Consider the following 11,129-nt stretch of genomic DNA (forward strand, 5'->3'; position numbering starts at 1 on the left):
TGCCCCTCTGCCCCCCTGCCCCCTGCCCCCCTGCTCCCCTGCTCCTCATCCCCCATCCCCAAAAACTCCACTTTTTAACCGAGCCATATCACGCAACGGTGGTGCGCCAAACAACCGACTGTATTCACGGCTGAACTGTGAGGGGCTTTCATAACCCACGTAATGACTAGCTGTTGCAGCATCCATACCTTGCCCCAGCATCAGGCGACGGGCTTGTTGAAGCCTAAGTTGTTTTTGATATTGCAAAGGACTCATGGTGGTGACTGACTTGAAGTGATGATGAAGGGACGAGGGACTCATGCACGCTTCACGAGCGATCGTATCGATCCGAAATGGTTTTTCGTAGTTCCATTTAAGCCAGTTGATCGCTCTGCTAATTGCTTGGAGTTGTTTATCGACTAAAGCAATCTGTCGCAATCTAGCACTGTGTTCGCCTGATAACAAACGGTAGAGAATTTCTCGGACAATCAAAGGTGCGAGGATAACAATATCTTGAGGTGTTTCCAACAACCGTACAAGTCTTATTGCGGCATCAAGCAGTTGGGGGCTAACAGGATTAATAGACAAGCCCGGTTTTAGTGGTTGCTTAGCGGGAGCGTCTAGTTTTGCCTCCATCATCAGTGTGCTGAGTTCTCCCGGATCTAAATCGAGCCGAAGGCACAGATACGGAACGGTTGGCGTTGCTTCAATCACTTGACCAACGATAGGCAGATCGATGGATACCACCAAATATTGGTCTTGACCATAAACATACAGATTGTCTGCCAACATTACCTGTTTCTTGCCCTGAGCGACTATACACAGGGAAGGCTCATGCAGGGCATGAAGAGGCGCAGTTGGTTGTGAGGAGCAAAACAAGAACAACCGCTTGATCGCTGTGGGATGGACACCATCTCCATTACTGTTCTGGGCAATCAGAGCGGCTAGCTCGGACTGCTGCTTTCTAACAGTCTGTTGCATAATGTCGTTTGAAATCCTTTATGAAAGTAACACTCAGGGCAGCTGCAATCTACTCAGCCGCTTAGGTCAGCTTATCTTTTTATGATAAACAATGAAGGAAAATGCAGGATTAGGCAAGAATTCCGCAGGTTCAGATTACCGCATCAAGCTTTGACTCTCTTAGATTAAGAGTGTGCTAGAGAGTACAACAACTTGGAGATACAGTTTTATGACCACCAACCAACAGAAAGTCGTACTAATTACGGGCGCAAGCAGCGGTATCGGTGAGGCGACAGCACGTCTACTCGCTCGTAAGGGCATCCAGGTCATCCTGGGCGCACGACGCACGGAGCGGCTAGAAACCCTCGTGGCTACAATCCGCGCTGAGGGAGGCTCGGCGGAGTATCAGACCCTCGATGTTACTCATCGCGCCGATTTCCAAGCCTTTATAGAATTTGCTCAGAGCAAATTTGGCCGCATTGATGTCATCGTCAACAATGCAGGCGTTATGCCGCTCTCGAAGTTAGAAGCGCTGAAGGTTGATGAATGGGACTGGATGATTGACGTGAACATCCGTGGCGTACTCAATGGCATCGCTGCTGGGCTACCACTGATGAAACGCCAGGGATTTGGCCAGTTCGTCAACCTGTCCTCCATCGGCGGACACGCGGTGTGGCCAACCTGCGCCGTTTACTCAGCCACTAAGTTCGCGGTGTTGGCAATTTCGGAGGGGCTGCGTCAGGAAAATACTGACATTCGCGTTACAGTTATTTCGCCGGGTGTAACGGAGTCAGAACTGGCCGATAGCATTACTGACGCCGAAGCTGGCAAAGGTATGCAGGAATTCCGCAAGATTGCCCTTCCGGCTGAAGCGATCGCCAGAGCGATCGCCTTTGCAATCGAGCAACCGGATGACGTTGATGTGAATGAGATTATCGTGCGCCCCACAGCCAGCGTATAGTTACGCAAAAATGCGGAGAATTTTCAACCTAACCTCGCAGTAATAACAACACAGAAGCGCTATATGACTACCCAAAATAAAATTCAACCTCGCCAGCTTGGTTCTACAGGTCTAAACCAAATTGCTGCCGAGAAAGGAGTTCTTGCTTCACAGTTGGCTATTGCCTGGGTACTTGCAAAAGGCAAAAATATTGTGCCGGTCATCGGCGCACGCAAGCGCACGCAACTTTCCGAATCGTTGGCGGCTCTGGATGTGAACCTATCCCCAGAGGACTTAACCCGCATTGAAGCAGCAATTCCCGCATCTGCGATCGCAGGCACTCGTTATGATGAACATCAAATGCAGATGTTGGACAGCGAACGCTAATGCGATCAACAGCGTAAGCAAAGTACAAGAGGGTTTGTAGTAAGCAGTTTGCTGCTTAGAAAATAAGGACTAAAGTCCTTACTACGATCCTCTACTTATTTTTCAGCCAGAATCGCATAAATATCCCGTTTAACTTGCTCTAAAAGCTCCCGCACCCGATTTATCCGCTCCATATTGCCACTACGAGCAACCTGCACCACCGCAGCAGCTAACTCTGTAGCGGCATTCCGCAACTCAATAAACTCTTGGGGCTTACCTGTAACAAAACTTTTGAAGGTATCCCAAGGAGTGTCTGAAGGTTCTTGTTGGGCACGTTCTGCCAATAATTGCTTACCCTCATCCGTAATCGTATAAATCCGCTTGCCTCCTTCCTGTGCGCTCTTGAGATAACCACCTTCTTCCAACAATTGGAGTGTTGGATACACTGAGCCAGGACTGAGGCGACGGAAACCACCATAACGAGTTTCCATCTCTTTAATCAGGTCGTAACCATGACTAGGATGCTCAGATAACAATTCCAGCAGAATGAACTTGATGTCACCCCGACGAGTCCGGTATTCATCTCCCCAACCACGACCAAACATTTCATTATCAAAGCGTTTGTCATGATGTCTACCATGATGCTTGCCATGTTGAAACCAGGACCTGACAAGTAATGAATCCTCTTCGCTAACTCCTGCCCATGCAGGTGCGCCAAAACGTGACCGAAAATGTCTAAACATAAGTGAATCTCAAATCAACTTTCTCTAATATACGATATATCGCGATATATTCCGATATATCGGAATAGAATTTTGATGAAGATTTGTAACGAAAGCAACTTCGACTAGCTAAGAGTCTGTACTTGTTCGACAAAAGACTCTATCTACGACGTTTAATCGTAAATTAAGCATTTTTGCTCAACTAGGAAGTAATAGGTGTAACAAAGAGTTCACTCCACAGACCAAACCATGTAAAGATACAGGGTTTGGTTTTTTCATGCCAACTTACTTAATACATCTTGTATTTCTAGATAAAATATGTATAAATACGAGATATTTTAGTTAAAATTTTCTTGAGATTGGTGCTAATTACAGATGTGAGTATAAGAATTTATGCTAGTTAAAATTATTAAAACTAATTTTGTAAATTTATAAAATACTTTATTTTTTTGTATAGATTATGAACTTAACTTGGGAATACTAAGTGTGAGAAAAGTTAAAATTATACAGAAACTGATGATTGCTTAACTTTTCTACTAGCATTCGCTGCTAAATAATCTAGATTCCTTTTTTGAACCACAGTAGGGAACTAATCGGGTTCAATCGAAGCTGACTCAGTTCTCTCAAAACTCTCATTGAACCCAACAACAGTTTATTTACACTTGCTTGATTCGTATACCAACCATCTAAATCAGTTTTTAACTGCTTATTACAGCAATAAAACTAGTAGATGCCTATATCCCGTTTAGTCAAGAACCACTTTAGGTTCAATACTATTCGGATAATATAAACCCGCCTGGATTCAAGGGAGTGAAGGAAAAAATAGTCTCCCTTTTAAAGAAAGCCAGTATGTTGCCAACTTTCCTAAATTTATAGAGACGGGTGTCAGCTTTGCTGACCACCAGTTTTCTATTGAAGAAAAGCTGATTAAATATTTTTGTTTTGGTTGAGATAACAATGTTAGTAACTGACAGTGGCGAACGTGGTAGTGGCAGATAGGACGAGTGTAAAGTTCTCTCTCGATTATTTACAGGAATTTTTGAGTGTTGCGGTCAAAAAAGTGAAATTCCTCGTACTTTAATCGGGAGATGAGCTTAAATTGCGGCAATGACTTTGCTAATGGCACAATTGAATGGTGTGAGTTCGACTTGACGAGTGCCTTCATGTCCATAAGTCAAACTCACGCTCAGATAACTATCTGGCTTGTAGGGCAATCGTTCCGCCCATTCAACTGCTACTATTCCTGGTATGACTTCAACACCTTCCCAGTAACTTTCTAAATTTAGGGTGGCAACTTCTTGCGGTTCTAAGCGATATAAATCCAGATGGTAAAGGGGAAAGCGCCCTTCCGTGTACTCATTAATCAGCGTGAAAGTGGGACTGACAATGGGTTCAGCAATTCCTAAACCTTTACCAATGCCTTGAACTAAAGTAGTTTTACCAGCGCCTAAATCACCTTCTAGTAAAATTACACTGCCAGGTATCAGAGATTCACCAAGAGTAATACCTAAGCGCAGCGTCGCTTCTGTATCTGCAAGAAAAATTTTCATGATTGAGGTATTGGGCATTACTGATTAGTCTAAAAAAATGACATAATGACAAATTTTCATCTTCCTTAATTTTGAATTTTGAATTTTGAATTTTGAATTCCCCGAAGGGACTGACCTCTACCGTACCACCGCAATAACACTTGTGCTAATTTCTGCGGATTGTGACGTACAAAACCTGTTTCATCTTCATACAAAACATTAGCTGGAACAATGCGTCGTCCTAGTTGAGTTACGGCTTCTCTATCGAGGAAAACGGGATGGGAGTTTTGTTGGGCGTAGCGGATAAGTGATTGCTCCGAAGGGGATTTTTTGTGTATTAATACAGCATCGAATAGTCGTCTTTGTCCACAAGCAGCATCAATTGCTCTGATGTGATCGGCAACAGTGTAGCCTTCAGTTTCTCCTGGTTGAGTCATGATATTGCAGATATAAATACGGGGGGCATCTGTTTGAGCGATCGCATCGGCAATTTCTGGTACTAATAAATTAGGAATTAAGCTTGTATAAAGGCTACCTGGACCAATAATGATGTAATCAGCTTCTTTAATTGCCTTAATAGCTGCTGGTACCGCCGGAGGATTAGCCGGAATGCAGCCAATTTTGACAATTTTACCGCCAGCTTTGGGAATACTAGACTCCCCCTCAATCCGACGACCATCGGCTAATTCTGCCCAGAGGCGAACATCACTGAGAGTTGCTGGTAGTACTTGTCCTCGCACTGCTAGAACTTTAGAACTGGCTGCAACTGCTTGTTCTAAATCTCCAGTAATATCACTCATTGCCGTTAAAAACAAATTGCCAAAACTGTGACCAGTTAAGCCATCTCCAGCCCGAAAACGGTATTGGAACAATTCTGTTAATAACTTTTCTTCATCTGCTAGTGCAGCCAAACAATTGCGAATATCCCCTGGTGGTAGCACTCCAAATTCTTGACGCAAACGCCCAGAAGATCCACCATCATCGGCGACAGTAACAATTGCAGTAATATTAGCGCTGTAAGTTTTCAGTCCCCTTAACAACGTAGAAAGTCCTGTACCACCACCAATTACCACTATTTTTGGGCCTCGGTACAATCGACGATGGGCCAGTAAAACATCAATGAGTTCCTCTCCACCTTCTGCTCTTAGTACCTTAGTAATTGAACCTACGGTGCGAGTTTGCCCCCAAAGCACTAACAGTAAGCCGCCAAGCAGCACCAAAGGCCCACTGATATAGTTCGGTAAGAGGTTGGTGATGACTCCCAAGAAACCTCTAACCAACTCAATCATCCAAAAAATTGGGGTCAGCTTAATCCAAATGGCTAACCCCAAACTTGCCAGCAGTACACCCCCAACACTAATCAATAACCAACGTTTTACCGATAGTCCAGGGGATAACCATTTGAACCACTGGTTGACCCGATAAGAAGTACGAGAGCGCGACTGCTTTTGCAGGGCGTTGAGGGCTTGTCTGAGAAAACCAATTGACATACCTGATTTGGAGCAGTGCTACAAACAATAATTAACAGAAAATTTACACCGCTTGGTTTAAAACACCAGGCGTGAAACTATTATATTTATCAATCCTATTAGACTAAGAGCAAGTCGTGAAGATTGCCAGTATTTCTAGTTAAACAATACCCTGGCTTGGTAAAAGTGAATTTAATGGAAAAACGAATTTTAGGATTAGATCCAGGACTGGCAATTTTAGGATTTGGGGCAATTAGCTGCACACAAAATCTCAACAAGGTGCAAGAGACTACAGTAAATATGCTGGATTTTGGAGTCATTAAAACGTCAGCAGATATAGAAATGGGACAACGCCTATGTACCTTGTTTGATGATTTACACACCCTGATGGAGGAATTTCAGCCAGATTTAGTAGCGATCGAGAAACTATTCTTCTATCGGATGTCAAGTACAATCCTGGTTGCACAGGCGCGGGGTATAGTCATTTTAGTGTTGGGTCAGCGTCGTCTTCCTTATGTAGAGTTTACTCCGGCTCAAATTAAACAAGCTTTAACAGGCTATGGCAATGCTGATAAGTCAGAAGTGCAAGAAGCGGTGGCGCGGGAGTTGGATTTAGATGAAATTCCTAAGCCGGATGATGCTGCGGATGCTTTGGCGGTGGCTTTAACGGCTTCTTATCAGCTATAGGTTTTGTAAAAAGTGAATAAAGTACAAAAATAGTTCATCAAATATTTGGGTTTGGGGACATAATGCTCTCTCTAAAAGCCCACGAACCATCACCGATACTGGACTCTCTTTGACAAAACGCTCAAGGGCTAGTCCTGATGATGTTGCTCAATGCGATCACCTACGGTGGGCGGTTACGCCATCGCAAAAAGTCTTGCTAAATAATTGTAATAATATTTAATATGAGTCTAGGTTGTGTAATTTAGATTAACTATTGCAGAGAAATTCTCTCAGACTGAGTAAAATGACAAATACAACGAGGCAACTATTTTATAGATTAGTTACCCTAGAACTGGAGACTATGTTTTCAGTCCTGAGTTACTTCTGTATTTTGCCTCTGAGGCATACCAATTTAGACCACACCAAATCCTTCATTTAAGATCTCCCACAAATCATAATGGCTGTGATTGAGAAGAAAAGAACTCGCGATCTGCCCCAAATTAACGAACGAATTCGCTTCCCGAAAATTCGGGTCATTGACACTGACGGTGCCCAATTGGGAATTATGCCCCCACAGGAAGCACTACAACTAGCAGAAGAAAAAGAGCTAGATTTGGTGCTAATCAGCGATAAAGCTGACCCGCCGGTTTGTCGGATTATGGACTACGGGAAATACAAGTTTGAACAAGAAAAAAAGGCGCGGGAAGCCCGGAAAAAGCAGCACACGGCTGATGTCAAAGAAGTTAAGATGCGCTACAAAATAGAAGAACACGACTACAACGTGCGTGTTAAGCAAGCAGAGCGCTTTTTGAAAGATGGCGATAAAGTCAAAGCGACTGTGATGTTCCGGGGTCGAGAAATTCAACACAGCGACCTAGCAGAAGATTTGCTCAAGCGAATGGCAACGGATTTGGAGCCTTTTGGTGAGCTTCAACAAGCGCCTAAAAAAGAAGGACGAAACATGATGATGCTCATCTCGCCCAAAAAATAATTCTCTAACTGTTTAATAGACCAAGTTTGAAAATCCCCTGGCTAGAAGTCAGGGGATTTTTTCATCTTTCATTTGGATGCAATAGACCTCTTGGAAAAGTCTCCTAACACCCCACCCCCAACCTCTCCCCGCAGGGCTACGGTGTACACATAAGTCTGAAACAGCTGAGAAATCACGGTTTTACCCCACCCTAACCCTCCCCTTAGAAAAGGGAGGGAACTAAATTTCCTGTTTCCCCCCTTGATAAGGGGGATTTAGGGGGGTCAGGAGGATTTGTGTGTATACCGTAGCCCTGCACGCGGGGAGGGGAGAATTTGACGTAAGTCAAAGGCGGAGTGGGGTTCTTTTTTTGATTTATGCAAGAAGTCTAATATGCGCTTTGGGCACACAGTTAGCTGTGCACTCCTACTGAAAGCGTTTAAATTTATCTAAAATCGATAGTCCTGAACGCTGAGTGGGAAACATAATACTCAGTTGCTCAGGACTTTTGCTATTTCCAGGGGATGAGTAGGCAGAGGGGCAGGGGAGCAGAGGAGAAATAACTAATGCCCAATGCCCAATGCCCAATGCCAATGCCCAATGCCCAATGCCAATGCCCAATGCGCGGTGATACTACCAGAAAATAAAACTGCATGGAACTGAAAAATCACTGGTTGGCTGCAAATAAAGTTGCTTTACCACGACTATTACAGTGGGTGAATCTCCGACCAGAGGAGAGCGAACGAACCCAGATAATGTTTCTTTTTTACACAATTGTATGTGTAGGATTGCGATGGGCAGAAGACAGTACGGTGGCGCTGTTTTTGGATGAATATGGGACTCATCTACTGCCGTGGATGTATATTGCTAGTGCGGCAATGAGTGCCGGACTGGTCTTTTTATACTCTTGGCTGCAAAAGATTTTTCCCTTACGTCGGGTAATTGTGGCGATCGCACCTTGCATGTTGATGCCATTAGTTTTATTAGTTGTATTACGTTGGGGATCGCATTTTTCCTACCTGGCAGTTATTTCGGCATTTCTATTGCGGCTGTGGGTAGATGCACTTTATGTGGTCAATGACCTCAACACTTCCATCGTCGCCAACCAAATATTTAATATTCGGGAGATTAAACGGACTTACCCACTAGTGAGTAGTGGGCTTTTGGTAGCAGATGTGATCAGTGGCTTTAGTTTGCCTTGGCTAGTGCAATACACCACACTGAATAAGATCATCTTCATCGCCTGTATGGTGATTTTATTAGGATCGGGGATTCTATTCTATTTAACTCATCACTATCGAGCAGCTTTTCCTGAAACCCCACAAAGACTAGTTCCTGAACAACAAGCTTCACGAGAGCGTTTCATTAAAAGTCCACTGAAGCGATACGTTTGGCAGTTGTTTGCTTTTGTGGGTCTGTTGCAAGTCATTGGCTTGTTAATAGATTTTCAGTATTTACGCGAACTCCAATCCAATTTGGGCGACCGAGAACTTGCGAGCTTTTTGGGTCTTTTTGGTGGAATGTTGGGACTGTGTGAGTTGTTGTTGCAGTGGTTTTTTTCCAGCCGACTCATCGAACGAATGGGGGTATTTTTCACTGCTACGCTTTTACCAATCACCATCGGCTTTTCACTCCCAGGAGTGCTGGTATTGCTGCATTTAATTCCAGCCATGCAATCGCAAAGCTTTTTCTGGGGTTTGATAATTGTCAAATTCTGCGATGAACTTTTGCGCTACACCTTTGTGATGAGTAGCGGCCCCATTCTGTATCAACCGATTCCAGAGGCAATTCGCAGCCGGATGCAGACTTTATCCGGCGGAACTGCCGAAGCGATCGCTACAGGTTTGACAGGAGCGCTAATTTTTGCAACTATCTTGTTTTGTGGGCGGTTTGTACCCGAACCACTACAAAAATGGGTGTTGGTAGCAGAAACAATGCTGATAACTGGCACTTGTTTAACAGTAGTTTGGGAATTGCGATCGCGCTATGTGGAACTGTTAGTCTTGAGTGTGGCGCGGGGTCACTTGAGTGCAACCAATGTCGGCTTACGATTTTTCAAACAGGGTGTAGTCAAAGCTTTAGCAGAAAAAGGCAGTGAGGCTGATAAACGCTCTTGTATTGAACTTTTAGCCCAAATTGATTCCCAAGGAGCTGCGGAAGTTTTAGCACCGCTACTAGTGAAGTTAACCCCAGATTTGCAGCGCCAAAGTTTAGAAGTGATGCTGATGGGAGGTGTAAATCCGGTTTATCTAGCCGCCATCCGTCCTTTGTTAGAAGAATCCCAAGAAACTAACCCCGAAGTTTTTGCCTTAGCGCTGCGCTACGTTTGGCTGGCTGAACCAAATCCCAATTTAAGCCTCTTAGAAGGATATTTACACCCCCGGCAAAACTCACTCATTCGCGCTACCGCCGCCGCTTTAGTCTTACGCCAGGGAACGCCTATGCAAAAGGTAGCAGCTACTCAAACCATGCGCCGGATGCTGACTCATAAGCAAGAACGGGAACGGGTGAATGGAGTTAGAGCGCTGAGAGAAGCAGTTTATTTGCAGGCGTTGCGGATTCATATCCCGAATTTATTACAAGATGAGTCGTTACGGGTGCGCTGTGCCGTATTAGAAATGATTGCAGCAACCCATTTAGAAGAGTACTATTCAGCACTGATTGCAGCACTTTATTACAAATCAACCCGCAGCACAGCTATGGCAGCCCTAGTGCGACTAGAAAATGAAGCTTTAGAAATGCTGTTGCGGTTGGCTACCAATATTTACAAACCAGAAGTAGTGCGGATGTATGCTTGGCGTACCATTGCTCAAGTCGGTACCCAGCAAGCATTGGAGACTTTATGGGAAAACTTGGAAACATCCTGGGGTACTACTAGGGATCATATTCTCCGCAGCTTACTAAAAATACACAAACAACCAGGAATTAAAGGTTTAGTAGATCGATTTTATGAAAGTCGGGTGGAAAATTTAATTAAGCAGGAATTAAAATTTTTAGGTGAAATTTACGCCGCATACATTGACTTCCAAACACTAGACCAAAAAGAAAATCATCAATCCAATCAGAGGATTGTGATTGTCTCTGAATTACTGCAACGCGCCCTTCTAGAATTGGAATTGGATGTCAAAGAGCGGCTGCTACTATTACTGAAACTGCTTTACTCGCCAGAAAAGATGCAGGCGGCATCCTTCAATCTGCGATCGCTCTCAGTGGTAAACTTAGCCAGGGGGTTAGAAATCTTAGAGCATACCGTAACTTTGTCTTCAAAGTCTTTATTGCTGAATATTTTAGATAACCGACCACAGGCAGAAAAATTACAATATCTTGTCGAAGCCAAGATCGTAGAATATGAGAACATGGTAGTTGGCGATCGCCTCCACAGATTGCTGATGTTAGGTAATTTTCTTTCTGACTGGTGTCTAGCTTGCTGTTTTCATTATGCTCAAGTTACACGCATCCGACTGACCAGTTCTGAGATATTAGTGAGTTTGCGTCATCCAACCGGCTTTGTCAGAGAAGCTGCGATCG

At 44.1% G+C, this 11,129-nt stretch carries 9 protein-coding genes; 5 read left to right on the forward strand and 4 right to left on the reverse strand.

Annotated elements, in window-relative coordinates:
* Positions 1 to 45: 45 nt before the first annotated feature.
* Positions 46 to 960: an AraC family transcriptional regulator gene (locus tag HWQ40_RS12385; RefSeq protein WP_292778116.1), complete on the reverse strand. Its 915-nt coding sequence runs from the start codon at positions 958 to 960 to the stop codon at positions 46 to 48.
* 208 nt (positions 961 to 1,168) lie between these two features.
* On the opposite strand from HWQ40_RS12385, the gene HWQ40_RS12390 reads away from it, so the two are divergent.
* A complete protein-coding gene (locus tag HWQ40_RS12390) occupies positions 1,169 to 1,900 on the forward strand; it encodes an SDR family oxidoreductase (RefSeq protein ID WP_292778118.1) in 732 nt (243 codons plus the stop codon).
* A gap of 63 nt (positions 1,901 to 1,963) precedes the next feature.
* Complete coding sequence (locus HWQ40_RS12395; RefSeq protein ID WP_292778120.1) at positions 1,964 to 2,266, forward strand: aldo/keto reductase; 303 nt, start codon at positions 1,964 to 1,966, stop codon at positions 2,264 to 2,266.
* Between the two features lie 95 nt (positions 2,267 to 2,361).
* On the opposite strand, the gene HWQ40_RS12400 is transcribed toward HWQ40_RS12395, so the two are convergent.
* The 3 genes from HWQ40_RS12400 to HWQ40_RS12410 form a co-directional block, all read right to left on the reverse strand.
* Positions 2,362 to 2,988 (reverse strand): PadR family transcriptional regulator, encoded by a 627-nt coding sequence (locus HWQ40_RS12400; protein ID WP_292778121.1) that lies wholly within the window; start codon positions 2,986 to 2,988, stop codon positions 2,362 to 2,364.
* Between the two features lie 1,073 nt (positions 2,989 to 4,061).
* Positions 4,062 to 4,517, reverse strand: coding sequence for a tRNA (adenosine(37)-N6)-threonylcarbamoyltransferase complex ATPase subunit type 1 TsaE (gene tsaE / locus HWQ40_RS12405; protein ID WP_292778122.1), 456 nt, complete (start codon positions 4,515 to 4,517; stop codon positions 4,062 to 4,064).
* Positions 4,518 to 4,582: 65 nt separating this feature from the next.
* On the reverse strand, positions 4,583 to 5,986 hold the full coding sequence (locus HWQ40_RS12410; protein WP_292778124.1) for a gluconeogenesis factor YvcK family protein: 1,404 nt from the start codon (positions 5,984 to 5,986) through the stop codon (positions 4,583 to 4,585).
* 174 nt (positions 5,987 to 6,160) lie between these two features.
* On the opposite strand from HWQ40_RS12410, the gene ruvC reads away from it, so the two are divergent.
* The 3 genes from ruvC to HWQ40_RS12425 form a co-directional block, all read left to right on the forward strand.
* Positions 6,161 to 6,652: a crossover junction endodeoxyribonuclease RuvC gene (ruvC, locus tag HWQ40_RS12415; protein WP_292778125.1), complete on the forward strand. Its 492-nt coding sequence runs from the start codon at positions 6,161 to 6,163 to the stop codon at positions 6,650 to 6,652.
* A 436-nt stretch (positions 6,653 to 7,088) separates the two neighbouring features.
* Entirely contained in the window at positions 7,089 to 7,622 is a 534-nt protein-coding gene (infC, locus tag HWQ40_RS12420; protein WP_104908867.1) for a translation initiation factor IF-3, read from the forward strand.
* 632 nt (positions 7,623 to 8,254) lie between these two features.
* Positions 8,255 to 11,129, forward strand: a 2,875-nt coding sequence (locus HWQ40_RS12425) for an MFS transporter (protein ID WP_292778127.1), incomplete at its 3' end; no start/stop codon positions are given.

Source organism: Nostoc sp. NMS9 (genome assembly GCF_017114995.1).
In the GTDB taxonomy this organism is placed as follows: Bacteria; Cyanobacteriota; Cyanobacteriia; order Cyanobacteriales; family Nostocaceae; genus Nostoc.

Bases quoted from the DNA above. Each gene is read 5' to 3' on its own strand.
- HWQ40_RS12385 (WP_292778116.1), bottom strand. From the start codon at position 960: ATGCAACAGACTGTTAGAAAGCAGCAGTCCGAGCTAGCCGCTCTGATT.
- HWQ40_RS12390 (WP_292778118.1), top strand. From the start codon at position 1,169: ATGACCACCAACCAACAGAAAGTCGTACTAATTACGGGCGCAAGCAGC.
- HWQ40_RS12395 (WP_292778120.1), top strand. From the start codon at position 1,964: ATGACTACCCAAAATAAAATTCAACCTCGCCAGCTTGGTTCTACAGGT.
- HWQ40_RS12400 (WP_292778121.1), bottom strand. From the start codon at position 2,988: ATGTTTAGACATTTTCGGTCACGTTTTGGCGCACCTGCATGGGCAGGA.
- tsaE (WP_292778122.1), bottom strand. From the start codon at position 4,517: ATGAAAATTTTTCTTGCAGATACAGAAGCGACGCTGCGCTTAGGTATT.
- HWQ40_RS12410 (WP_292778124.1), bottom strand. From the start codon at position 5,986: ATGTCAATTGGTTTTCTCAGACAAGCCCTCAACGCCCTGCAAAAGCAG.
- ruvC (WP_292778125.1), top strand. From the start codon at position 6,161: ATGGAAAAACGAATTTTAGGATTAGATCCAGGACTGGCAATTTTAGGA.
- infC (WP_104908867.1), top strand. From the start codon at position 7,089: ATGGCTGTGATTGAGAAGAAAAGAACTCGCGATCTGCCCCAAATTAAC.